Origin of the sequence: Phenylobacterium sp. (genome assembly GCF_041916435.1) — a bacterium.
Classification (GTDB): domain Bacteria; phylum Pseudomonadota; class Alphaproteobacteria; order Caulobacterales; family Caulobacteraceae; genus Phenylobacterium.
The window spans coordinates 574158-596535 of record NZ_JAYRZM010000001.1 but is presented as its reverse complement, the minus strand read 5'-3'; the positions used below and the strand labels follow the sequence as shown (position 1 = coordinate 596535).

Here is a 22378-nt window from a genome sequence, read left to right as displayed (position 1 = left end):
TCGCCGCGCGGGTCAAGCGGCCTGCGCGCGGCGCTTGGCCAGGGCGTCGTAGTCGAGGAGCTCGCGCACCAGCGGCTCGAAGTCCTTCATCGGCACCATGTTGGGCCCGTCCGAAGGGGCGTTGTCCGGGTCGGGATGGGTTTCCATGAACACCGCGCCCACGCCCACGGCCACCGCCGCGCGCGCCAGCACCGGCACGAACTCGCGCTGGCCGCCGGAGCTCGCGCCCTGGCCGCCCGGCTGCTGCACCGAGTGGGTGGCGTCGAACACCACCGGGCAGCCGATCTGGCTCATGATCGGCAGGGCGCGCATGTCCGAGATCAGGGTGTTGTAGCCGAAGCTGACCCCCCGCTCGCAGGCCATGGCGTTGGGGTTGCCGGCGTCGGTGATCTTGGCGATCACGTTCTTCATGTCCCAGGGCGCCAGGAACTGGCCCTTCTTGACGTTGATCGCCCGCCCGGTCTTGGCCGCGGCGACCAGCAGATCGGTCTGGCGGCACAGGAAGGCCGGGATCTGCAGCACGTCGATCACCTCGGCCACCTCGGCGCACTGCTCGCGCTCGTGGACGTCGGTCAGGGTCGGCAGGCCCACCGACTCGCGGATCTCCGCGAACACCGGCAGCGCCTTTTCCAGGCCCATGCCGCGCTGGGCGTTGCCCGAGGTGCGGTTGGCCTTGTCGAACGAGGTCTTGTAGATCAGCCCGATCCCCAGCCGCTGGGCCGCCTCCTTCAGCGCATGAGCGGTCTCCAGCGCATGCTGGCGGCTCTCCATCTGGCAGGGGCCGGCGATGATCGACAGGCGCTCGGCGTTGCCGATGCGCACCGGGGCGCCCTGCGGCGTCTTGATCTCGATTACGGCGTTGGGCTGGGTCAAGGTCGCCATCCGTCAGGTTTGCGATTTGCGCTTAAGTGGCCCGGACCTGTGGCGCTCACAAGGCCGAAACGCCACCTGCGACCCCGAGCCTCCCCTCGCCGTCCTCCTCCGGCCGGCTGAAAGCCGATCCGCCGGACCCAAGCCGAAGCCCCGCTTGGATCGCCCGGACCAGCCGATTCGCCGCTCGCGCGGAAATAGTGTTATGGTCCGTTTAACATATGAGGGGGTGCGACCATGGCGCTGGCGCATGAACCATCAGTCGTCGTCGTTCGGGGAGCGACGGCCAATCTGGTCTCCGAAGCGCCGGAGCTGGCCAAGGCTCCGGCGGCGTTCCGCACCGCGGTCAATCTGGTCGCCAAGGGCTGGACCCGCGGCGCGGTGTCCTTCGTCCTGCCAAGCGGGCGCGAGCTGCGCGTCGAGGGCGAAGTGCCCGGTCCCGAGGCCCGCCTCGTGGTCCACGACTACCGCTTCATGAACCGGGTGCTGAGCGCCGGCGACATCGGCTTCGCCGAAGGCTACATGGCCGGCGAATGGGACACGCCCGATCTGTCGGCCCTCCTGTCGGCGATGAGCCTGAACTTCGACGGCATCCAGCGCGTCGCCCTGGGCAGCCCGCTGGCCTGGCTGGTCAACTTCGTCGCCCACATGATGAACGACAACACGCGAAAGGGCTCCAAGCGCAACATCCACGCCCACTACGACCTGGGCAACGCCTTCTATTCGCGCTGGCTCGACCCCACCATGACCTACTCCTCGGCCCGCTACGAGCGGCCGGGCCAGGCGCTCACCGAGGCCCAGCGCAACAAGTACCGGGCCCTCGCCCAGAGCATGGACCTGCGCCCCGAACACCATGTGCTGGAGATCGGCTGCGGCTGGGGCGGCTTCGCCGAGTTCGCCGCCCGCGACCTGGGCGCGCGGGTCACCGGCATCACCATCTCCAAGGAACAGTACGACTTCGCCGCCAGGCGCCTGTTCGAGCAGGGCCTGACCGAGCGCGCCGAGATCCGGCTGGTGGACTACCGCGACGTCGAGGGCCAGTTCGACCGCGTCGCCTCCATCGAGATGTTCGAGGCCGTGGGCGAGCGGCACTGGCCGGCCTACTTCTCCAAGGTGCGCGACACCCTCAAGGCCGGCGGCCGCGCGGGCCTGCAGATCATCACCATCCGCAACGAGCTGTTCGCCACCTACCGCCGCCGCGCCGACTTCATCCAGAAGTACATCTTCCCGGGCGGCATGCTGCCGTCCGAGCGGCGGCTGAAGGAGGAGACCGCCAAGGCCGGCCTCTCCTGGGGCGGGATCAGCCGGTTCGGCCAGAATTACGCCGACACCCTGGCCGAATGGGGCCGCCGGTTCGAGGGCGCCTGGGACGACATCCGCCGCCTGGGCTTCGACGAACGGTTCCGCCGCCTGTGGAAATTCTACCTGTCCTACTGCGAGGCCGGATTCCGCACCGAGCGCACCGATGTCGTGCAACTGAGCCTCGCGCGGGGATGATCGCCCCCTGGCCGGATCGCCAAGCGTCACCTAAGTAGCGAGCCATGACCATTGCTCGCAGCGTCCTGGACGCCATCGGCGACACGCCGCTCATCCGCCTGAACCGGGCCAGCGAGGCCACCGGGTGTGAAATCCTCGGCAAGGCCGAGTTCCTCAACCCCGGCCAGTCGGTGAAGGATCGCGCGGCCCTGTTCATCATCCGCGACGCCGAGGCCAAGGGCCTGTTGCGGCCGGGCGGACGCATCGTCGAGGGCACCGCCGGCAACACCGGCATCGGCCTGGCGATGGTCGGCATGGCGCTGGGCTACAAGGCCACCATCGTCATCCCGCGCACCCAGAGCCAGGAGAAGAAGGACGCGATCCGCATCTTCGGCGCCGAGCTGGTGCAGGTGGACGCCGCGCCCTACTCCAACCCCGCCAACTACGTCCGCTACTCCGGCCGTCTGGCCGAGGAGCTGGCCGCCAAGGAGCCGAACGGGGCGATCTGGGCCAATCAGTTCGACAACGTCGCCAACCGCCAGGCGCACATCGAGACCACCGGTCCGGAGATCTGGGCGCAGACCGGCGGCAAGGTCGACGGCTTCATCTGCGCGGTCGGCTCCGGCGGCACCCTGGCCGGCGTCGCCCATGCCCTGAAGGAACGCAATCCGGGCGTCGCCATCGGACTAGCCGACCCCTACGGCGCGGCGCTCTATTCCTACTACACGTCCGGCGAGCTGAAGTCGGAGGGCTCGTCGATCTCCGAGGGGATCGGCCAGGGCCGGATCACCGCCAATCTGGAAGGGCTTTCCGTCGACCGCGCCTATCGCATCAGCGACGAGGAGATGCTGCTGGCGCTCTATGACCTGGTCGAGCACGAGGGCCTGGTGATGGGCGGCTCCACCGGCGTGAACGTGGCCGGCGCCATCCGCCTGGCCAAGGACCTCGGCCCGGGCCACACCATCGTCACCGTGCTCTGCGACTACGGCCAGCGCTACCAGAGCAAGATCTACAATCCCGAGTTCCTCAAGGAGCGGGGCTTGCCCCTGCCGGGCTGGCTCATCTGATGGCCGATCCGCTCGTCTCCACCGACTATCTGGCCTCGCGCCTGGGCGCGGCCGACCTCAGCGTGGTGGACGCCACCTGGTACATGCCGGCCGAACAGCGCCTCGGCCGCGACGACTACCTCAAGGGCCACATCCCCGGCGCGGTCTTCTTCGACATCGACGAGATCGCCGACAAGACCGTCGACCTGCCACACATGCTGCCGACGGCCGAAGCCTTCGAAAAGGCCGCCGGTGCGCTCGGCCTGTCGCCCGACCATGAGGTGGTGGTCTACGACGCCCAGGGCCTGTTCTCCGCGCCGCGCGTCTGGTGGACCCTGCGCATCATGGGCTTTCGCCGCGTCTTCGTGCTGGACGGCGGCCTGCCGCGCTGGATCGCCGAGGGCCGCCCCCTGGAGACCGGCGCCGCCGAGCCCAAGCCGAAGACGTTCACCGCCGCCTTCGACCCGGCGCTGGTGAGCAGCCTGGAGCACGTGCGCGCCGTGGTCGAGGACCGCTCGCGCCAGATCGTCGACGCCAGGCCCGCGGCCCGCTTCACCGCCGAGGCGCCGGAGCCGCGCGCGGGCCTGCGCGGCGGCCACATGCCGGGCGCATCCTGCCTGCCCTTCAGCGCGCTCCTCGGGCCCGACGGCCGGCTCAAGCCCGCCGACGAGCTCGCCAAGGCGTTCGCCGAGGCCGGGATCGACCTCGACCAGCCGATCATCACCACCTGCGGCTCCGGGGTGGCCGCCTCCGGCGTCGCGCTCGCCCTCGCCCGTCTCGGACATGATCGCGCGGCGGTCTACGACGGCTCCTGGACCGAATGGGGCGCGCGCGGGGACACGCCGGTCGCCACGGGCGCCTGACATGGGCTTTAGGGTCCGCCTCGCCTATCCCGACGAGGTCGACCAGCTTCCGCCGGTCGAGCGCTCGGCGGCCGAGCTGTTCCGCGGATCAGCGCAGGACCACGTCGCCGACGGCGAGGTCTCGCCGGCGCCGTTCTACCGCCCCCTCGCCGAGGCCGGCCTGGTGTGGGTCGCCGAGGCCGGCGACGGGATCGCCGGCTTCGCCGCCTGCGAGGCGTTCGACGACGCCCTGCACATCTGGGAGCTGGCGGTGGCGCGGCCGTATCAGGCGCGCGGCATCGGCCGGGCCCTGGTCGAGGACGCCGTCCGCGCCGCCCGGACGATGGGCCTGCCCGCCGTCACCCTGACCACCTTCGCCGACATCGCCTGGAACGCGCCGCTCTATCGCAAGCTTGGCTTCCGCGCGCTGGACGGCGCCGAGCGGCCGCAACGGCTGCGCGACGTGCTCGCGCGGGAGGCGGCCAGGGGCCTGACCGGCCGTTGCGCCATGCGGCGCGACCTCGCCTAGCGGATCGGCGGGGCGTAGATCAGGCCGGGCTTGGGCGCGCTCCACAGGGCGTTCAGCCCCCGCTCGAGCTTCAGGCCCGAATCCGCGCCGATGTTGCGGCGGAATATCTCGTCATAGGAGCCCACCTGCTTGATCGCCTGGAAGGCCCAGTCCTTCTTCAGGCCCAGGAGCGCGCCGTAGTCGTCCTCCAGCCCCAGGAGCCGGCGCGTGCGCGGATCGGACACGGTCTGCAGCGAACTCTCCACCGTCTTGGAGTTGACCCCCAGCTCCTCGGCCAGGATCAGGGCGTAGACCGTCCAGCGCACGATGTCGGTCCAGGCCGGATCGTCCTCGCGCACGACCGGGCCCAACGGCTCCTTCGAGATCACCGTGGGCAGGATCACATGGGCGCCGGGGTTGTTCAGCACGGTGCGCGAGGCCGCCAGCGCCGAGACGTCGGCGCTGAAGACGTCGCACTTCTCGTCCTGATAGGCGTTGCGCGCCTCCTCTTCCGAGGCGGCCGGCACCGGGGTGTAGGTCAGGCCGCGAGCGGCGAAATAGTCGGCCAGGTTCGTCTCGCTGGCGGTGCCGGTCTGCACGCAGATGCGCGCGCCGTTCAGCTCGTCGGCGCTGGTCAGGTTCAGCGAGCGCGGGGCCATGAAGCCCTGGCCGTCGAAATAGGTGATCGCGGCGAAGTCGAGGCCCAGCCCCGCGTCGCGCGCCAGGGTCCAGGATGTGTTGCGCGACAGGATGTCGATCGCCCCGCTCTTCAGCGGCCCGAAGCGGTTCTTGTTGTCGATGACCGTGAAGCGGACCTTGTCGGCGTCGCCCAGCACGGCGGCGGCCACGGCGCGACAGACGTCCACGTCGAAGCCCTGCCACACGCCCTTCACGTCGGGATAGGCGAAGCCCGGCAGGCCCGGATGCACGCCGCAGCGCAGATAGCCGCGCTTCTTCACCGCCTCCAGCGTGGGGCTGGCCGTGGCCTTGTATTCCACGGTCGTGGTGGTCGAGACGGCCGGCGGCGGGGCGGGCGGCGGCTCGGGCGCCTTCTTGGCCTGTTCTCCGCAGGCGCCGAGGGACAGCGCGAGGGACAGAACCGCCGCAAGGCGTCTGATCATGCCGGGCTCCTTGATCGCCGGGGTTGGGGAGGGTCTAACTGCGAAGATCAGTTTCGCCCCCGTTCGTTCCGGCCAGTCAACCCGCATGTCAGAAGAAACCCGCCTGATCCACGCCGGATCGGCAGATCCCGTCCTGGTGAAGACCGTCGGCCCGCCCGTGCAGAAGGGCTCCACGGTCCTCTTGCCCAACGCCGCGTCGCTCTACGACGACCACAACCACCTCACCTACGGCCGCCAAGGCCTGTCGGCGCAGTTCGCGTTCATCGAGGCGATGAACGAACTGGAGGGGGCGAGCGCGACCACGCTCTATCCGTCGGGCCTGGCCGCGCTCACCGGCGCAATGCTCGCGGTGCTGGCGGCCGGCGACGAAGTCCTGGTGGTCGACACCATCTACAAGCCCACGCGCCGGTTCTGCGACCGGGTGCTGAGCCGCTACGGCGTCAAGGTGCGCTACTACGATCCGTACACGGCGCCGGACGAGCTGATCGCCATGACGACGCCGGCGACAAAGCTGATCGTGCTGGAATCGCCCGGCTCGCTGACCTTCGAGATGCAGGACATCGGCGCGATCGCGGCCCTGGCCAAGGCGCGGGGCGTGCTGACGCTGGCCGACAACACCTGGGGGGCGGGCTATCTCATCAAGCCGCTGGCGCATGGGGTCGACATCAGCGTCCAGGCGCTCACCAAATACGTCGGCGGCCATTCGGACGTCTTCATGGGCTCGGCGTCCGCCGCCGATCCGGCCGTCGCCGCCAGGCTGGCCGAAGGCGTGCTCGACATCGGCTGGGCGGTGAACGGCGAAGACGCCTATCAGATGCTGCGCGGCCTGCGCACCTTGCCGACGCGGCTGGCCCGCCACGGCGAGAGCGCCCTGGCGGTCGCCCGCTGGCTGACGGAGCAGCCCGAAGTGAGCGCCGTCCTGCACCCCGCCCTGCCCGGCGATCGCGGCCACGCGATCTGGAGCCGCGACTATTCGGGCGCCTGCGGCCTCTTCGCCTTCGCCCTGGCCGCGCCTGCGCCCGCCGGGGCCGTGAACGCGCTGCTGGATGCGCTTGAGCTGTTCGGCCTGGGCTTTTCCTGGGGCGGCTTCGAAAGCCTGGCCATCGCCGTCGACCCGCAGCTCAAGGATCGCGTGGTCAAGCGCGACTACGGCGGGCCGCTGGTGCGCCTGCACGTGGGCCTGGAAGACCCAGACGACCTGATCGCCGACCTGCGCCGGGGGCTCGACGCCTTCGCCCAGGCCCGGTGAGCGCGGCCGACGCCGCCTGGCTCGACGCCTTCATGGCCGCCGAAGCCCTGCCGCCGGCCTTCGCCGATATCGTCGAGGCGGTCTGGCGCCCGCTGGCCGGGCGCATCGCCCAGGCGGCCGAGGGGCGCGGCCCCGGCTTCATCGTGGGCCTCTGCGGCGCCCAGGGCAGCGGCAAGTCGACGGCCGCGGCGGTCCTGGTCCGCCTGCTCGAGGACCAGGGCCTTACGGCCGTCTCCCTGTCGATCGACGACTTCTACCTGACGCGCGAGGAGCGGCTGGAGCTGGCTGCGCGCGTCCATCCCCTGTTCGCGGTGAGGGGCCCGCCCGGCGCCCACGACGTCGCCCTCGCTCACACGGTGTTCGACGCCCTCGCCAAGCCGGGCGAGACGGCCCTGCCCCGGTTCGACAAGGCCGCCGACACCCGCAAGCCTCCAGACCAGTGGGACCGGGTGAGCGGCCCGGTCGACGTGATCTTGTTTGAAGGCTGGTGCGTCGGCGCCAGGGCCCAGCCGCGCGCGGCTCTGGCGGAGCCGGTGAACGCGCTGGAGCGCGAGCGCGACCCGGACGGCGTATGGCGCGGCTATGTGAACGCCCAGCTCGAGGGGCCGTACCGCAAGCTGTTCGAGCGGATCGACCGCCTGGTGCTGATCCAGGCCCCGGGCTTCAAGGCGGTGCTCGCCTGGCGCCGGGAACAGGAGCGCAAGCTGCGCGAACGCCTGGCCCGCGAGGGGCGCGACCCGGCGCTGGCCATGAGCGACGAGGCGGTCGCCGACTTCATCGCGTACTACGAGCGGGTGACGCGGCATATCCTGGCCGAAATGCCCGGCCGCGCCGACGAGGTGATCCGCCTGGACGCCGATCGCCGTCCCGTCGGGCCTTGACGGCCGCTGCGTCATCGGCGCCCTGTTGCGGCCAAACATCATGGGAGCAAGCGCACATGGGCCCCTTCAAGCTCTTGATCAACGGCCGTCTGGTGGACGGCGCGTCTTCGATGGACGTCATCAATCCGGCCACCGAGGAGGTGCTGAGCGCCTGTCCCCGCGCCTCCAAGGCTCAGCTTGACGAGGCGGTGGCCGCGGCCAAGGCCGCCTTCCCGGCCTGGGCGGCGACGCCGATCGCCGAGCGCAAGGCCGCGCTTGTCGCGATCGCCGACGCGATCCAGGCTAATGTGGCCGAGCTTGGCCGCATCCTGACCCAGGAGCAGGGCAAGCCGCTGCAGGACGCCATGGGCGAAGCCTTCGGCGCTTCGGCCTTCTTCCGCTACTTCGCCAGCCTCGACCTGCCCGCTCAGGTGATCGAGGACAGCCCGCAGAAGAAGGTGGAGGTGCGCCGCCGTCCGCTGGGCGTGGTGGGCGCGATCGTGCCGTGGAACTTCCCGCTGGTCCTGATGGCCTTCAAGGTTCCGGCCGCCTTGCTGGCCGGCAACACCGTGGTGCTGAAGCCGGCGGCGACCACGCCGCTGTCGACCCTGAAGATCGCCGAACTGGTCAAGGACCTGCTGCCGCCGGGCGTGCTCAACGTCATTTCCGACGCCAACGACCTGGGCGGCGAGATCACCAAGCACCCGGACATCCGCAAGGTGTCGTTCACCGGCTCCACCGAGACCGGCAAGAAGGTGATGGCCGGCGCCGCCGAGGCGCTCAAGCGCATCACCCTGGAGCTGGGCGGCAACGACGCCGGCATCGTACTGGGCGACGTCGACCCCAAGGAGACCGCGCCGAAGATCTTCGGCGCCGCCTTCCAGAACTCCGGACAGGTCTGCATCGCCATGAAGCGGGTCTACGTCCACGAGAGCATCTACGACGCCATGTGCGACGAACTCGCCAAGCTGGCCGAGGCGGCGGTGGTCGGCGACGGCCTGCAGCAGGGCGTGCAGATGGGGCCGCTGCAGAACAAGGCCCAGTACGACAAGGTGCTGGCCTACATCGAGGAAGGCCGCAAGGACGGCAAGATCATCGCCGGCGGCGCGCCTCATGACGGCAAGGGCTACTTCATCCGCCCGACCATCGTGCGCGACATCGACGACGGCTCGCGCCTGGTGGACGAGGAGCAGTTCGGCCCGGTGCTGCCGCTCATCAAGATCAAGGACGGCGAAGACGCCCTCAAACGCGCCAACAATTCGTCCTACGGCCTGGGCGGTTCGATCTGGTCGACCGACCTGGACAAGGCCTACGACCTCGCCACGCGCATGGACACCGGCACGGTGTGGATCAACAAGCACGCCGACCTGGCCCCCAACATCCCGTTCGGCGGGGCCAAGATGTCCGGCATCGGCACGGAGCTGGGCGAGGCCGGCCTGGCCGAGTTCACCCAGGCTCACGTGATCAACATGGCGCGGGCGTAGAGGCTGGTCCCGCCAGACGCTCCGTCTGGCGGGCCCGCGGCCCTGGAGACCGGCGCGTCCCGGATGCTAAGGGACGCGCCTGTTCATTTCCGGAGGCCGCCATGGAAGGACCCACGTCCCACTTCTATTTCTCCCAGCGGCTTCGCCTGCACTACGTGGACTGGGGCAACGAGACCGCCCCGCCGATGCTGCTGGTCCACGGCGGGCGCGACCATTGCCGCAACTGGGACTGGGTCGCCGAGCGCCTGCGCGACCGCTACCACGTCATCGCGCCTGACCTGCGCGGCCACGGCGACAGCGCCTGGGCGATCGGCGGCGGCTACGACATGGGCGCCTACATCTACGACCTGGCCCAGATCGTCCATCAGAAGGCCATGGCGCCGGTGACGATCATCTCCCACTCGCTGGGCGCGGGCATCGCCCTGAACTACTGCGGCGCCTTCCCGGACAGCGTGAGGAAAATCGTCGCCATCGAGGGCCTGGGCCCCTCGCCCGCGATGATGGCCGAGCAGGCCAAGCGCACCATCGACGAGCGCCTGCGCGCCTGGATCAAGGATCGGCGCGAGAACTCCGGCCGCGCGCCGCGGCGCTACAAGAGCCTGGACGATGCGATCGCGCGCATGGCCGAGGAAAATCCCCACCTGTCGCCCGAACAGGCGCGCCACCTGACGATCTACGGCGCGCACCAGAACGAGGACGGCACCTACTCCTGGAAGTTCGACAACCACGCGCGCTGGGGCGGCGGCGTGGGCGGGCTCTCCCACGAGGACCAGCACGCCCTGTGGCGCAACATCACCTGCCCGGTGCTGCTGGTTCGCGGCGCCGAGTCCTGGGCGTCCGACCCGGTCGTCGACGGGCGCATCAAGAACTTCGCCGACGCCCGGCTTGTGAACTTCGAGGGCGCCGGCCATTGGGTCCACCACGACAAGCTCGACCCCTTCATGGCCGAGGTGGAGACCTTCCTCGCCGATGAGCACGGCGTGGCGTAAGGGGCCGAGATATGGACGACGCGGAGGACGCGACGGAGCTTTCCGCGGCCGCGGAGATCGTCGGCATCTACAGGCGCCACGCCCTGGCCTGGACCACGGCGCGCGGCGACCGCCTGGCCGAGGGCGGGTGGCTGGAACGCTTCACGCGTCTCCTTCCTGCCGGCGGGCGGGTGCTCGACCTCGGCTGCGGCTCCGGCGTCCCGATCGCCCGCTTCTTCGCGGCCGACGGCCATCGGGTGACCGGGATCGACAGTTCGCCCGAAATGATCGCGCTGTTCCGAGCGAACCTGCCGCACGAAGGGGCCGAGATCGCCGACATGCGCTCGCTTTCGCTCGGGCGGGAGTTCGACGGGCTGATCGCCTGGGACAGCTTCTTCCACCTGGACTTCGCGAGCCAGCGCGGAATGTTCCCGATCTTCCGCGCGCACGCCGCGCCGGGCGCGCCGCTGATGTTCACCAGCGGCCCGAAGCACGGGGTGGCGATGGGCGTCCTGGAGGGCGAGGCGCTGTTCCACGCCAGCCTGGCGCCGGCCGAGTACCGGCGCCTGTTCGAGGAGCACGACTTCGATGTCGTGGCTCACGTGGCCGAAGATCCCGCCTGCGGCGGCCGCACGGTGTGGCTGGCGCGGCGCCGATAGCCGCCGCCGAGCGCCCTAGGCCGGCGCGCCCAGGGCCTCCAGCGCCCGCGCCTTGACGCCCTTGTAGTCGACCTTGCCGTTGGGCGCGCGGCCGATGGACTCCACCAGCACCAGCTCGCGCGGGGCCTTGTAGTGGGCCAGGTGGGCGCGGACGTGCTCGGCCATTTCCGGCAGGTCGGGCGCCTCGGCGCCCTCCTCCAGCTCGACGACGGCGCAGATTCGCTCGCCGAAGCGCTTGTCCGGCACACCCACCACCACGGCGTCGCGCACGGCCGGATGGGTCTTCAGCGCCTCCTCCACCTCCTCGGGGAAGACCTTCTCGCCGCCAGTGTTGATGCACTGCGAGCCGCGCCCCAGAAGCTTGAGCGAGCCGTCCGGATTGACCTCGGCCCAGTCGCCGGGCACCGACCAGCGCACGCCCTCGATCACCTTGAAGGTCTTGGCGCTCTTTTCCGGGTCCTTGTAGTAGCCCGCCGGCAGGAAGCCCGACACCGCCACCTGCCCCCGCTCGGGCGAGCCGGGCTCCACGCGCCGGCCGTCCTCGGTGAAGACCGCGCAGGTCGGCCCCAGCATGAAGGCGGCGGTCTGCGCCTCGGCGCCCGCCGTGGAGGCCGACGCGCCCAGGCCCACGGCCTCCGACGAGCCCAGGCTGTCGAAGATCATGGCGTTGCGGCAGAACGACAGCAGACCCTTCTTGTTGTCCTGGCTCCACATCGAGCCGGACGAGCTCATCGAACGCACGTGGGATAGGTCCCAGCGGCCCGGATTGGCCTGCAGCGCCTCCAGCATCGGCGTGGAGAAGGCCAGGCCGACGATGACGACGCCGTCGGCCTTCAGGCGCACCACCTCGTCCCACAGCTCGACGGGGTTGAAGTGGCGCGACGGCAGGGTGGCGACGGTCCCGCCCAGGTTCAGGGTGATGAAGGCGGAGAACTGGCCTGTGCCGTGCATCAGCGGCGGGGCGACCAGCGAGGTCCACGGGCTTGGCCCGGCCGGGTCGAGGCGCGCGGCCGCCGCCTCGGGGCTGGCGACCGGCTCGATCGCGAACGCCGCGTAACCGCCGGACCCGATCACGTTGAAGAGGTCGTCCTGGCGCCACATCACGCCCTTGGGCATGCCGGTGGTGCCGCCGGTGTAGAGCAGCAGCAGATCGTCGGGCGAGCGGCCCCACGGCGCGCGGTACGGCCGCTCGGCGGGCGGGCGGGCGACGATGGTCTCATAGTCGGCGGCCCAGGCCGGCGCGGCGTGTCCCGGCTCGGCCACCGCGATCCAGGTCTTCACCTTGGTCAGGCGCGGGCGGATCGGCTCCAGCGTCTCGGCGAAACTCGCATGGAAGACGACGGCTTCCGCATCGGCGTTGTCGAACAGGTAGAAGAGCTCTTCGGCGCCGTAGCGATAGTTGGTGTTGACCGGCGCCAGCCCCGCCTTGAACGCGGCGAAGTAGGTCTCCAGGTACTCCGGGCCGTTGTAGAGATAGGCCGCGACCTTGGATTGACGCTCCAGCCGGGCGGTCGCCAGGGCCGCCGCCAGGGCGTCGGCGCGGGCGTCGAACTGGCCCCACGTCACCACCCGCTCGCCCTGAATCTGCGCCGGCCGATCCGGCGTGCGCCCGGCGATCGCCTCCCACACGTCCGCAAACATCCATGCGGTCATGCGCTCCTCCCTATGGCGCGTTATGGGTCCGAGTTGGCGGACAACACGCTACGGAAGTCAACGGCGAGGAGAGCGCGGCGAGGAGAGGCGCGCGCTCGAGGGAATGGTGCGTCAGGCAGGCCAGTAGTCGCCGGCGCGAGCCAGCAGCGGCTCGCGCTGCTTCGGCAGGAGCAGTCCAGCCTCCTGCAGCGCATCGACCGCAGCGCCCCAGGACCGCAGAAAGCCGTCTCGATCGCCATGCAGTTCGATCATCCGGGCGCGATCGAAGAGAACGCTGCGCCCCAGTAGGTCAGCCAGGCCGGCGGAGTGGACGCCGACCGCGGCGGCGACCTCAGGCGGTCGGATACCGCCCAGCACATTTCCCACCGCGTCCAGGGCGTAGGCGGGCCGCGGGCCGCTGACGTCGATGGCCAGCAGATCGAACCGCGGCGGGGCTTCGCCCTCTTTCATCCATCGCGCCAGGAAGCGGATCGCGGCGTCAGAGACATAGCCCCACTCGACGAGGTTGCGGCCTTGCTGGTCGCCGCCGGCGTCGACCACGCCGTCCCGCTCGCCCGCCCGGTTCTTCATCGCCGTCGCCGAAGGCGGGGCGTGCGGCGCGCCGGCGATCTGCCAGGTGCGGAAGCTGTCGGTGTCCGGCTGGCGCGCCGGGTAGTGCATCAGGGACTCGGCCTGAGTGTCGACCACCATCACCGGCACGTCGCCGCGATCGGCGACCCGGCTCCACGCGGCGTTGCGCGTGCCGCCGGCCAGATCGAAGAGACTGGCGAGGCTGCGCTCCTCCAGCGGCGAGGCCACGCCAAAATGCGACAGAAGGAGAAAGCCGTCGAAGATCTTGCGGTGCGGGTGGACCGCATTGACGAACGTGGCCAGGCGCAGGGCCGATTGCGAGCCGCCGAGCGCGAGCACCTTGTCGGTCTTCAGGTCCGCCAGCGGACCGCCGGGCCCCTCGGCCGATCGGGCCAGCGCCTGCGACACCGCGCTCGCGAAGATGTCGTACGAATAGGCGTCGCCCGGGTGGCTGAGCGCGCCATAGCGCGCCGGGTCCCATTGCCGAAGGCCGTATTGCTCCTTGTTGCGGCCGCCGTTGACGCCGTCGGCCTGCGCCGAGACGGCCATCCAGGCGTAGCCGCTGTAGATCTCCTCGCCCGTGGGCCAGCCGTTCTCGTAGCCAGCCGACACGTTCTGCCAATGAGCGAGCAGGACGCCGTTGTACCTGGCGGGGTCGGATGGCCGCACGACGAAGATGCGCGTCGCGAACGGCGCCGCTTCATCCGGCTCGGCCGCCCAGTCGCCGTCGAACTCGGCGGAATGGCCGTCGGCGAATTTGAACGAGCGGGCGGTTCCCGAGACGAAGAATTCCTCGACGACGTAGCCGACGGCTGCGAGGTCCATCGCCGGGGCGCGGTAAATCCACCCCTTGTCGCCGCCGGTGATCGGACCAGTCACGACGGGGCCCGCGGAATCGGTTTGGGCGTGGGAAGCAGTAGACATCAATGCGGTCGCCATGAGCGCGGTCAACGCCGCCGATCCGGCGAGCAGAGCCTCTCGGCGGCTTTGACTGAACTGCATCGACACAATCCTTGTGGCGCCTCCCGCCAGAGCCGATCCGGGAACGATGGCTAAAGCCGCTTTCGCGCCAGGTGCTCAAAGCCTGGCGCGCCCGGCAGGACTCGAACCTGCAACCGTCCGCTTAGAAGGCGGATGCTCTATCCGGTTGAGCTACGGGCGCCCTTGGATCGGCGCTCAGTGCGTCCAGGGCATCTTGCGATTGAAGGCGAAATTGTCAGCGTAGGCCTTGATGATCCGCTTCACCGGCTTGGGATCGACGAGCTGGAAGGAGATGCCGTGATCCTGGGCGTAGGCGACCGCCTCGTCCTTGGTCTCGAACTTCAGGCGCACCTGGCCTTCGGTGTCGGCGGTGACGGTCCAGCCCATCAAGGGGTCGGGAGCACGGGCCGATGTGGGCTCGAACTCCAAGACCCAGTCGTGGGTCTTGCCCTTGCCGGACTGCATGGCGTTCTTGGATGGACGATAGATGCGCGCGAGCATGCGTGTTCAACCCTCAGACCTCGCCGGCGCGCTGGTCGGGGCGGCGTGATTCGAACACGCGACCCTCTGCTCCCAAAGCAGATGCGCTACCAGGCTGCGCTACGCCCCGTGTGAAGCGCCAGCGACGGCCGTCTCTTGCCATGCAAGCGGCTGCGCCGCAACGCGCGGCTTGGCCGCAAGCCGTCCAGCACCCTCGGGCGCCCCTAAACGCCCCTAGACGCCCTTGTGCATCAGCTTGAAGACGCCAGAGGCGCGCACCACGTCGCGCTGGCCCACATGGGCGCGGCCCTCCACGAAGACGACGTCGCGGGTGGCGCGCGTCACCTTGGCCTCGCCGAGAATCCATTCGCCGGCCCTGGCCATGTGCAGGAAGTCCACCGACAGGTGGATGGTCACGCCGGTCTTGCGCGTGGCTCGGAACACCGCCGCGCCCAGAAGGCCGTCCATGAAAGCGGTGAGCATGCCCCCATGCACCAGGCCGACGCCGTTGGTGTGGCGGGTGAGCGCATAGAAGGCGTGCTCGGTGACCGGCTCGCCCTCGACCACGCGGTGGAACAGCGGCCCGTTGTGGCTGGAGAACGGTCCCCGGCCGGAGGACGGAACGAATCCTTCGGGCGGCGCGGGAACCTGATCCTTGTCGCTCACTGGGCCTTGCTCGTGGCGAAGATGCGGTGGACGACGCGGTCGCCGGGCAGAAGGCCGATCTCCTCGGCGCGGCCGCCGGCGATCTCCAGCACGCCCAGGATCGGGCCGCCGGACGGCAGCGGCGTCTCGTCCATCGGCCGGGCGTGGGCGATGGAGAGCACCCGTCCGTCCGGCTTGATGTAGACGATGTCCAGCGGGATCAGGGTGTTCTTCATCCAGAAGTACACCTCGCGCGGCTTCTTGAAGTCGAACAGCATGCCGCGGTCCGGCGCCAGCGACTTGCGGAACATCAGGCCGCGCTCGCGCGAAGCGTCGGTGTCGGCGATCTCCACCATGAACTTCGTGCGGCCCTGGGGCGTGATCACCTCCAGGGGCTCGAGCCGGCCCGGCGCGGGCGCCGGCTGGGCGGAGGCGCAGGATGCGGCTTCCAGCGCCGCGACCGCCATGAGCGCCAGGACGGCGCGGCGGCCCATCAATCGAAGGGACATGGACATCCTCGGGGCGATCGAACGACCGCCCCTCTTAGCCTGCGCCGTGCGCCGGGGCGAGCCCCGGTCCGTCGGTCAGGCGTGCGCTTCGATCTCGGCGACCACCAGGCCCTTGGGCCCCTCGGCGAAACGCACCATCACGTCGTCGCCGGGCTGCAGGTCCTCGATGCCGGAGCGGCGCAGGGTCTCGATATGGACGAAGATGTCGCCGGGCTCGGCGTCGCGCACGACGAAGCCGTAGCCCTTGGCCCGGTTGAACCACTTCACCTTCGCCCGCTCGAGCGGACCGCGGGCGGCCAGCGGCCGGCGCGGCGGCCGTTGCTGGAATCCGCGGTCGAAGCTGTCGCGCTCGCGGCGGAAGCCGTGATCGTCCTGCCGTCTTCGCTCGGTGGGCGGCGGCGCCGCGCTCTCGTCGAGCTCGACCACCTCGGCCACCTGCCAGCCTTTCGGACGGCGAACCACGTCGCAGACGATGATCGCCCCTTCGAGCGCGCTCTCACGCCCGGCGTTGCGCAGCGACGTCACATGCAATAGGACGTCCTTCAAGTCGGTCTGGCTGGGATCGTCGGGAATGATGAACCCGTAGCCTTTCCCAGCGTCGAACCACTTTACGCGCCCGCTGATCCGCACGGATTCTACGTGCGTCCCAGCCCCTTCAAAGTCGTAACCAGACATTTGCCCCTCTGGTCCGGCCTCCCCCGATCCGAACGGACACGGACCAGCTATAACACTGTTCTCGTAAGTTAACGGGCGTCAATGGGGCTTTTTCAATGCAGGCAGGAGTTTGCCGCATTTTTTCGCGCTTTGGGCGAACTCTGCGTGGCAGTCCCTAGGGGAGTCGAACCCCTCTTTTCAGGTTGAAAACCTGACGTCCTAACCGATAGACGAAGGGACCGCGGACGCGAGGGCGGCTCTATATCCGCCTTCCCCAGTGCGCGCAACCCGCCTCGTTTCGCAAATGTGACGCGTCCTGTGGATCACTGCGCAGCCGAGGCGCCTCCCTGGCGCGCCCTGGGGTCGGCGACGTCCTCGATCTCCAGTTCGACGCCCTCGCGGCCCTTCCAGTCGTCCGGCTTCAGACGGCCGGCGACGTGCACGGCCCCGCCCCCCTCCACCAGTAGCCGGCGGCCGAGCTCGGTGTCCTCGCAGCGCCAGGCCACCGCCTTCAGCCGACCGCCTGAGTTGTCCGTCAAGGTCACGCGGACGTGACCGCCCCGCATGGCGATCGGGCGTTCGATGCGCACGTCGGCGGCGGCGAACACCGGCTCCGGATTGCCCGGACCGAACGGCTCCAGGCGGCGAAAATCCGAAAGCAGCGCCCGGTCGGCGCCGCGCGTCGTGACCAGGGCGTCGATGTCGAGCGCGTCCTCGGCCGCCGCCGCGTCGGCCTCGGCGGCGAGACGCTCGCACAGGAAGGCGCGCAGCTCGGGGATCACGTCCGGCCGCGCCGTCAGGCCGGCGGCCATGGCGTGGCCGCCGCCGGCGAGCAGCAGGCCCTCCTCGAACGCGGCCTGGACCGCGCGGCCCAGGTTCACCCCCGGCTGCGAGCGGCCCGAGCCCTTGGCGACGTTGGCCGCCCGGTCGATCCCGGCGACGATCACCGGCTTGCGGTAGCGCTCGCGCAGCCGCCCGGCGACGATGCCGATCACCCCCGGATGCCAGTCGTCGGCGGCCACCAGGATCAGCGGCGCCTCGGCCTGGTTGCTCTCGCGCTCGATGATGCGCACGGCCTCGTCCAGCACCTGCCGCTCCACCTCCTTGCGCGAGGCGTTCAGCGCGTCGAGCTCCAGGGCGAGGTTGTGGGCTTCCTGTGGATCGTCGGTGGACAACAGCCGCGCGCCGAGGTCGGCGCGGCCGATCCGCCCGCCGGCGTTGATCCGCGGGCCGAGGATGAAGCCGGCATGGAAGGTCGAGGCCGGCCCTTGGCTGGCGGCCACCTCCAGCAGCGCCTTCAGGCCCGGATTGCGCCAGGCGGACATCACCTTCAGGCCCTGGGCCACCAGGGCGCGGTTGAAGCCGACAAGCTGGGTCACGTCGCAGATGGCGCCCAGGGCGGCCAGGTCCAGCCACTGCCTCAGGTCCGGCTCGCCGCGCCCGGAGAACAGGCCGCGGCGGCGGGCCTCGCGGTTCATCGCCGCCAGCAGCACGAAGGCCACGCCCGCCGCGGCGAGCTGGCCGAGCCCGGAGGCGCAGCCGGGGCGGTTGGGATTGACCAGGGCCGCGGCGGCCGGCGTCTCCCCGCGCATCAGGTGATGGTCGATCACCACCACCTCCAGGCCGATCTCGGCGGCGCAGGCCAGCGCCTCGTAGGCGGCCGCGCCGCAGTCGACCGTGACCACCAGCTCCGCGCCGGCCTCCTTCAGGCGGCGGAAGGCGGCGGGAGACGGCCCGTAGCCCTCGGCGATGCGGTCTGGAACATAGATGGGCAGGTCCTTGCCCATGGCGCGGAACCAGCGCACGAGCTGGGCGGCGCTGGAGGCGCCGTCGACGTCGTAGTCGGCGAAGACCGTCATGGGCCGGTCGCGCTCCAGGGCGTCGACCAGGATCGAGGCCGCCCGGTCCATGTCCAGGAAGCTGGAGGGATCGGGGAACTGGGCCTTCAGCGTGGGGCTGAGATAGTCCTCGCCCTGCCCCTCGACGACGCCTCGGGAGGCCAGGGCGCGAGCCAGGGGCTCGGACAGGCCGAGCGAGAGCTGATGGCGGCGGACCGTCTCCGGGTCGGCCGCCCGCTCGCGCCAGCGCCGGCCCGAGAGCGAGCGCGCCACGCCGAGGTAGCCGGCCAGATGGGAGCCGTCGGCCATGTCAGCCGCCCTCCCCGCTCGCAGACGTCTCCGCGCCGGCGCGCGCCATGCCTCAGGCCTTTCTGCGCATCCGCACTTCGCGCACGGTGCGCGTGGAGGAGTTCATGACCAGCGTGTGGGTGTGCACGAAGCCGCCGGACAGGCGCACGCCGTCCAGCAGCGCGCCCTTGGTCACGCCGGTGGCCGCGAAGATCGCGTCGGCCCGGACCATCTCGTGCAGGTCGTACTTCTTGTCGAGGTCGGTGATGCCCACGCGCTTGGCGCGGGCCCGCTCGTCGGCGTTGCGGAACACCAGGCGGCCCTGGAACTGGCCGCCGACGCACTTCAGCGCCGCGCAGGCCAGCACGCCCTCGGGGGCGCCGCCCTGGCCGATGTAGAGGTCCACGCCCGTCTCCGGGTCGGCGGTGTTGATCACGCCGGCCACGTCGCCGTCGGTGATCAGATAGACCCGAGCGCCGACCGAGCGCACCGAGGCGATGATGTCGGCGTGGCGCGGCCGGTCGAGGACGCAGACGGTGATGTCCTCCGGCTTGACCTTCTTGGCCTTGGCCATCGCCTTGACGTTGTCGGCCGGCGAGGCGTCCAGGTCGATCACGCCCTCCGGATAGCCAGGACCGCAGGCGATCTTGTCCATGTAGGTGTCGGGCGCGTTCAACAGCGTGCCCTTGGGCGCCCAGGCCATCACCGCCAGCGCGTTGGCCATGGCCTTGGCGGTCAGGGTGGTGCCTTCCAGCGGATCGAGGGCGATGTCGATCTTCGGCCCTTTGCCCGCGCCGACCTTCTCGCCGATGTAGAGCATCGGCGCCTCGTCGCGCTCACCCTCGCCGATGACGATCTCGCCGTCGATGTTGAGGTCGTTGAGCGCCGTGCGCATGGCGTCGACGGCGGCTTGGTCGGCGGCCTTCTCATCCCCGCGGCCAACCAGGCTCCAGGCGGCGATGGCGGCGATCTCCGTCACCCGGACCGCGTCCAGCACCAGACCGCGGTCCAAAACCTCTCCACTCATCAAACGTCTCCCGAACGTTCCGCCCGCGCTGCCCAAGCGCGGAATTATCGAAGGATTCTCAGATGCGCGCGATCCGCAACAGCCGAGGCTTGGCGATGACCGCCGGCAGCTGCTCGATCTGCAAGATCGCGGCCATCAGCACGGACTCGCTGACGGCATGGGTGGTGAGCACGATCGGCACGCCGTCGGCGTTCTCGACCGGCTTTTGCAGGAAGCTTTCGATCGACACGCCCGCCTCGGCCAGGGTCTCGGACACCGCGGCGATCACGCCGGGCTCGTCCTTGACCATGAAGCGCACGTAGGCCCGCGTCTGTGTCTTGCTGGGATCGACCGGCGTGAACGGGCGCAGCGCCGCGGCCGGCTTCTGGAACACCGGGCGCACGGCCCTGGTCATCACGTCGGCGATGTCGGCGGCGACCGCCGCGGCCGTCGGCCCGGAGCCCGCGCCGGGCCCCTGGATGAAGATGCGGCCGATCCGCTCGCCCTCGATGAACAGCGCGTTCAGCGCCCCGCCCGCCTGGGCCAGCGGATGGCTGAGCGGCGCGAGCGAGGGATGCACGCGCACCGAAACCCCGTCCGGCGACCAGTCGGCCGAGGCCACCAGCTTGATGCGGTAGCCCAGGTCCTTGGCCAGCTTGATGTCCAGGAGCTCGATCTGGTCGATCCCCTCGATCTCGGCGGCGGCGTAGGTGGGCGCGCAGCCGAAGGCGAGCGCGGCCAGGATGGAGATCTTGTGCGCCGCGTCGAAGCCGCCGACGTCCATCGTCGGCTCGGCCTCGGCGTAGCCCAGGCGCTGGGCCTCGGCCAGCACGTCGGCGAAGGCCCGCTCGCCGGCCTCCATCTCCGTCAGGATGTAGTTGCAGGTGCCGTTGAGGATGCCCGCCACCGAGCGGACGGTGTCGCCCACCATGGCCTCGCGCAGCATCTTCACCGCCGGGGTGCCGCCCATCACCGCCGCCTCGAAGAGCAGCGGCGCGCCGGTTTCCTCGGCCAGGCGCGCCAGTTCGGCGCCGTGCTCGGCGATCAGGGCCTTGTTGGCGGTGACCACGGGCTTGCCCGCCTTCAGGGCCGCCTCCACCGCGGCCTTGGCCGGGCCGTCGGAGCCGCCGATCAACTCGACGAAGATGTCGTTGTCGTCCGACAGGGCCAGGGCCACCGGATCGTCGAACCACGGCAGGTTGGAGATGTCGAAGGGCCTCGGCCGCGAGCGTGAGCGCGCCGATACGCCGGTCACGGCGGCCCGCCCGCCGGCGGGGGCGAACTCGGGACTGTCGGCCAGGAAGTTGAGCAAGCCGCCGCCGACGGTGCCCAGGCCGGCGACGCCGATGCGCCAGAAGGTCCCGCTCATTGGGCGGCCATGGTGTTGTGGGCGCGGCCCAGGATCTCCTCGGCGTTGGCCAGGAACTTCTTCACGTTGCGCGCCGCCTGCCGGATGCGGTGCTCGTTCTCGACCAGACCCACGCGCACATAGCCCTCCCCGTATTCGCCGAAGCCAACGCCCGGCGCGACGGCCACCCCGGCCTCTTCCACCAGGAGCTTGGCGAAGAGCATGGAGCCGGCCTCCTTGAACTGTTCGGGCACAGGCGCCCAGGCGAACATCGACGCGGCCGGCGACGGGATCTCCCAGCCGGCGCGGGCCATGGCGCCGACCAAAGTGTCGCGCCGGGCCTTGTAGATGCCGCGGATCTCGGCGACGCAATCCTGCGGGCCGTTGAGGGCCGTGGCGGCGGCCACCTGGATCGGCGTGTAGGCGCCGTAGTCGAGGTAGGACTTCACCCGCGCCAGGGCGTTGCACATGCGCTCGTTGCCCACGACCATGCCCACGCGCCAGCCGGCCATGGCGTAGGTCTTCGACAGCGAGTTGACCTCCACGGCGATGTCCTTGGCCCCTTCGACCTGCAGGATCGAGGGCGGCGGATTGTCGTCGAAGTAGATCTCCGAATAGGCGATGTCGGAGATCACCAGCATCTCGTGCTTGCGCGCCAGCGAGATGACCTCGCGGTAGAAGTCCAGGTCGACGCACTGCGCCGTCGGATTGGACGGATAGCTGACGATGAGCACGCTGGGCGGCGGCGCGGAGTGCTTCACCGCCCGGCTGATGCCCGACAGATAGTCCTCCGGCGACAGCGCCGGCACGTGGCGGATCACCCCGCCGGCCATGATGAAGCCGTAGGCGTGGATCGGATAGGCCGGGTTCGGGCAGATGATCACGTCGCCCGGCGCTGTCAGCGCCTGGGCGAGGTTGGCGAAGCCCTCCTTCGAGCCCAGGGTGGCGATCACCTCGGTGTCCGGATTGAGCTTCACGCCGAAGCGGCGGTCATAGTAGCCGGCCATGGCGCGGCGCAGGCCGATGATGCCCTTGGAGGCCGAATAGCGGCCGGCCTTCGGATCGCGGGCGGTCTCGATCAGCTTGTCGACGATGTGCTTGGGCGTCGGCATGTCCGGGTTGCCCATGCCGAAGTCGATGATGTCGACGCCGTCGGCGCGCAAGCGCGCCTTGATGCGGTTCACCTCCTCGAGGACGTAGGGGGGAAGGCGTCGGATGCGGTGGAATTCGGGGGTCATGTTGAGCTCTGGCCGCCAGGCCGGCGGCGAGTGGGAGCTGAAGTCGCGCATGGATAGACTCCGACCGGGAGTCCGCCAAGCAGGT

21 protein-coding genes and 3 tRNA genes are annotated in these 22378 nt (G+C 70.1%); 9 read left to right on the top strand and 15 right to left on the bottom strand.

The window, feature by feature from the left end; translation table 11 throughout:
• Positions 1–12 precede the first annotated feature (12 nt).
• The gene (gene kdsA, locus ACE3TA_RS02990) at positions 13–882 is read right to left on the bottom strand and encodes a 3-deoxy-8-phosphooctulonate synthase (protein WP_374570286.1); all 870 of its coding nucleotides are present in this window, start codon (positions 880–882) and stop codon (positions 13–15) included.
• A gap of 225 nt (positions 883–1107) precedes the next feature.
• Here kdsA and ACE3TA_RS02985 point away from each other — a divergent pair, with 225 nt between their 5' ends.
• From ACE3TA_RS02985 to ACE3TA_RS02970, 4 genes are read left to right on the top strand one after another with little or no spacing between them, the layout of a single operon-like run.
• Positions 1108–2367 carry a class I SAM-dependent methyltransferase gene (locus tag ACE3TA_RS02985; protein ID WP_374570284.1) on the top strand — a complete coding sequence of 420 codons (1260 nt, stop codon included), beginning with the start codon at positions 1108–1110 and terminating at the stop codon, positions 2365–2367.
• 44 nt (positions 2368–2411) lie between these two features.
• Positions 2412–3413: a cysteine synthase A gene (locus ACE3TA_RS02980; protein WP_374570282.1), complete on the top strand. Its 1002-nt coding sequence runs from the start codon at positions 2412–2414 to the stop codon at positions 3411–3413.
• A complete protein-coding gene (gene sseA / locus ACE3TA_RS02975; RefSeq protein WP_374570280.1) occupies positions 3413–4255 on the top strand; it encodes a 3-mercaptopyruvate sulfurtransferase in 843 nt (280 codons plus the stop codon). The genes ACE3TA_RS02980 and sseA overlap by 1 nt, the downstream gene beginning before the upstream one ends.
• Before the next feature lies 1 nt (position 4256).
• Positions 4257–4763: a GNAT family N-acetyltransferase gene (locus ACE3TA_RS02970; protein WP_374570278.1), complete on the top strand. Its 507-nt coding sequence runs from the start codon at positions 4257–4259 to the stop codon at positions 4761–4763.
• Here the strand turns inward: ACE3TA_RS02970 and ACE3TA_RS02965 are convergent.
• Positions 4760–5863, bottom strand: a complete 1104-nt coding sequence (locus ACE3TA_RS02965; RefSeq protein WP_374570276.1) for an amino acid ABC transporter substrate-binding protein — start codon at positions 5861–5863, stop codon at positions 4760–4762. The genes ACE3TA_RS02970 and ACE3TA_RS02965 overlap by 4 nt on opposite strands.
• Positions 5864–5948: 85 nt before the next feature.
• Here ACE3TA_RS02965 and metC point away from each other — a divergent pair, with 85 nt between their 5' ends.
• From metC to ACE3TA_RS02940, 5 genes are all read left to right on the top strand, one after another.
• Complete coding sequence (metC, locus tag ACE3TA_RS02960) at positions 5949–7112, top strand: cystathionine beta-lyase (RefSeq protein ID WP_374570274.1); 1164 nt, start codon at positions 5949–5951, stop codon at positions 7110–7112.
• Entirely contained in the window at positions 7109–7993 is an 885-nt protein-coding gene (locus ACE3TA_RS02955) for a kinase (RefSeq protein WP_374570272.1), read from the top strand. Before metC ends, ACE3TA_RS02955 begins: the two co-directional genes overlap by 4 nt.
• 56 nt (positions 7994–8049) lie before the next feature.
• Positions 8050–9456 carry an aldehyde dehydrogenase family protein gene (locus tag ACE3TA_RS02950; RefSeq protein WP_374570270.1) on the top strand — a complete coding sequence of 469 codons (1407 nt, stop codon included), beginning with the start codon at positions 8050–8052 and terminating at the stop codon, positions 9454–9456.
• A 101-nt stretch (positions 9457–9557) separates the two neighbouring features.
• Positions 9558–10445, top strand: coding sequence for an alpha/beta fold hydrolase (locus tag ACE3TA_RS02945; RefSeq protein WP_374570268.1), 888 nt, complete (start codon positions 9558–9560; stop codon positions 10443–10445).
• An 11-nt stretch (positions 10446–10456) separates the two neighbouring features.
• Positions 10457–11083, top strand: a complete 627-nt coding sequence (locus ACE3TA_RS02940) for a methyltransferase domain-containing protein (RefSeq protein WP_374570266.1) — start codon at positions 10457–10459, stop codon at positions 11081–11083.
• A 15-nt stretch (positions 11084–11098) separates the two neighbouring features.
• Here ACE3TA_RS02940 and ACE3TA_RS02935 read toward each other — a convergent pair whose 3' ends face one another.
• The 13 genes from ACE3TA_RS02935 to ACE3TA_RS02875 all read right to left on the bottom strand — a co-directional run bounded on the left by ACE3TA_RS02935 (position 11099) and on the right by ACE3TA_RS02875 (position 22293).
• Complete coding sequence (locus ACE3TA_RS02935) at positions 11099–12736, bottom strand: AMP-binding protein (protein ID WP_374570264.1); 1638 nt, start codon at positions 12734–12736, stop codon at positions 11099–11101.
• A 111-nt stretch (positions 12737–12847) separates the two neighbouring features.
• Complete coding sequence (locus ACE3TA_RS02930) at positions 12848–14308, bottom strand: alpha/beta hydrolase domain-containing protein (RefSeq protein ID WP_374570262.1); 1461 nt, start codon at positions 14306–14308, stop codon at positions 12848–12850.
• 83 nt (positions 14309–14391) lie between these two features.
• Positions 14392–14468 (bottom strand) — tRNA-Arg (locus tag ACE3TA_RS02925).
• A gap of 14 nt (positions 14469–14482) precedes the next feature.
• On the bottom strand, positions 14483–14788 hold the full coding sequence (locus ACE3TA_RS02920) for an ETC complex I subunit (RefSeq protein ID WP_374570259.1): 306 nt from the start codon (positions 14786–14788) through the stop codon (positions 14483–14485).
• 32 nt (positions 14789–14820) lie between these two features.
• A tRNA-Pro gene (locus tag ACE3TA_RS02915) sits at positions 14821–14897 on the bottom strand.
• A gap of 104 nt (positions 14898–15001) precedes the next feature.
• A complete protein-coding gene (locus ACE3TA_RS02910) occupies positions 15002–15433 on the bottom strand; it encodes a PaaI family thioesterase (protein ID WP_374570257.1) in 432 nt (143 codons plus the stop codon).
• The gene (locus ACE3TA_RS02905; protein ID WP_374570255.1) at positions 15430–15921 is read right to left on the bottom strand and encodes a DUF192 domain-containing protein; all 492 of its coding nucleotides are present in this window, start codon (positions 15919–15921) and stop codon (positions 15430–15432) included. Before ACE3TA_RS02905 ends, ACE3TA_RS02910 begins: the two co-directional genes overlap by 4 nt.
• Positions 15922–15996: 75 nt before the next feature.
• Entirely contained in the window at positions 15997–16596 is a 600-nt protein-coding gene (locus tag ACE3TA_RS02900) for a cold-shock protein (RefSeq protein ID WP_374570253.1), read from the bottom strand.
• A 145-nt stretch (positions 16597–16741) separates the two neighbouring features.
• Positions 16742–16816: transfer RNA gene (locus ACE3TA_RS02895), tRNA-Glu, on the bottom strand.
• A gap of 82 nt (positions 16817–16898) precedes the next feature.
• Complete coding sequence (gene recJ / locus ACE3TA_RS02890) at positions 16899–18722, bottom strand: single-stranded-DNA-specific exonuclease RecJ (protein ID WP_374570252.1); 1824 nt, start codon at positions 18720–18722, stop codon at positions 16899–16901.
• Positions 18723–18774: 52 nt separating this feature from the next.
• A complete protein-coding gene (glpX, locus tag ACE3TA_RS02885) occupies positions 18775–19728 on the bottom strand; it encodes a class II fructose-bisphosphatase (RefSeq protein ID WP_374570250.1) in 954 nt (317 codons plus the stop codon).
• Between the two features lie 58 nt (positions 19729–19786).
• Positions 19787–21076 carry a homoserine dehydrogenase gene (locus tag ACE3TA_RS02880; RefSeq protein WP_374570249.1) on the bottom strand — a complete coding sequence of 430 codons (1290 nt, stop codon included), beginning with the start codon at positions 21074–21076 and terminating at the stop codon, positions 19787–19789.
• A complete protein-coding gene (locus ACE3TA_RS02875; protein WP_374571109.1) occupies positions 21073–22293 on the bottom strand; it encodes an LL-diaminopimelate aminotransferase in 1221 nt (406 codons plus the stop codon). The genes ACE3TA_RS02880 and ACE3TA_RS02875 overlap by 4 nt, the downstream gene beginning before the upstream one ends.
• Positions 22294–22378 lie beyond the last annotated feature (85 nt).

Bases quoted from the DNA above. Each gene is read 5' to 3' on its own strand.
- kdsA (WP_374570286.1), bottom strand. From the start codon at position 882: ATGGCGACCTTGACCCAGCCCAACGCCGTAATCGAGATCAAGACGCCG.
- ACE3TA_RS02985 (WP_374570284.1), top strand. From the start codon at position 1,108: ATGGCGCTGGCGCATGAACCATCAGTCGTCGTCGTTCGGGGAGCGACG.
- ACE3TA_RS02980 (WP_374570282.1), top strand. From the start codon at position 2,412: ATGACCATTGCTCGCAGCGTCCTGGACGCCATCGGCGACACGCCGCTC.
- sseA (WP_374570280.1), top strand. From the start codon at position 3,413: ATGGCCGATCCGCTCGTCTCCACCGACTATCTGGCCTCGCGCCTGGGC.
- ACE3TA_RS02970 (WP_374570278.1), top strand. From the start codon at position 4,257: ATGGGCTTTAGGGTCCGCCTCGCCTATCCCGACGAGGTCGACCAGCTT.
- ACE3TA_RS02965 (WP_374570276.1), bottom strand. From the start codon at position 5,863: ATGATCAGACGCCTTGCGGCGGTTCTGTCCCTCGCGCTGTCCCTCGGC.
- metC (WP_374570274.1), top strand. From the start codon at position 5,949: ATGTCAGAAGAAACCCGCCTGATCCACGCCGGATCGGCAGATCCCGTC.
- ACE3TA_RS02950 (WP_374570270.1), top strand. From the start codon at position 8,050: ATGGGCCCCTTCAAGCTCTTGATCAACGGCCGTCTGGTGGACGGCGCG.
- ACE3TA_RS02945 (WP_374570268.1), top strand. From the start codon at position 9,558: ATGGAAGGACCCACGTCCCACTTCTATTTCTCCCAGCGGCTTCGCCTG.
- ACE3TA_RS02940 (WP_374570266.1), top strand. From the start codon at position 10,457: ATGGACGACGCGGAGGACGCGACGGAGCTTTCCGCGGCCGCGGAGATC.
- ACE3TA_RS02935 (WP_374570264.1), bottom strand. From the start codon at position 12,736: ATGACCGCATGGATGTTTGCGGACGTGTGGGAGGCGATCGCCGGGCGC.
- ACE3TA_RS02930 (WP_374570262.1), bottom strand. From the start codon at position 14,308: ATGCAGTTCAGTCAAAGCCGCCGAGAGGCTCTGCTCGCCGGATCGGCG.
- ACE3TA_RS02920 (WP_374570259.1), bottom strand. From the start codon at position 14,788: ATGCTCGCGCGCATCTATCGTCCATCCAAGAACGCCATGCAGTCCGGC.
- ACE3TA_RS02905 (WP_374570255.1), bottom strand. From the start codon at position 15,921: ATGTCCCTTCGATTGATGGGCCGCCGCGCCGTCCTGGCGCTCATGGCG.
- ACE3TA_RS02900 (WP_374570253.1), bottom strand. From the start codon at position 16,596: ATGTCTGGTTACGACTTTGAAGGGGCTGGGACGCACGTAGAATCCGTG.
- recJ (WP_374570252.1), bottom strand. From the start codon at position 18,722: ATGGCCGACGGCTCCCATCTGGCCGGCTACCTCGGCGTGGCGCGCTCG.
- glpX (WP_374570250.1), bottom strand. From the start codon at position 19,728: ATGAGTGGAGAGGTTTTGGACCGCGGTCTGGTGCTGGACGCGGTCCGG.
- ACE3TA_RS02880 (WP_374570249.1), bottom strand. From the start codon at position 21,076: ATGAGCGGGACCTTCTGGCGCATCGGCGTCGCCGGCCTGGGCACCGTC.
- ACE3TA_RS02875 (WP_374571109.1), bottom strand. From the start codon at position 22,293: ATGACCCCCGAATTCCACCGCATCCGACGCCTTCCCCCCTACGTCCTC.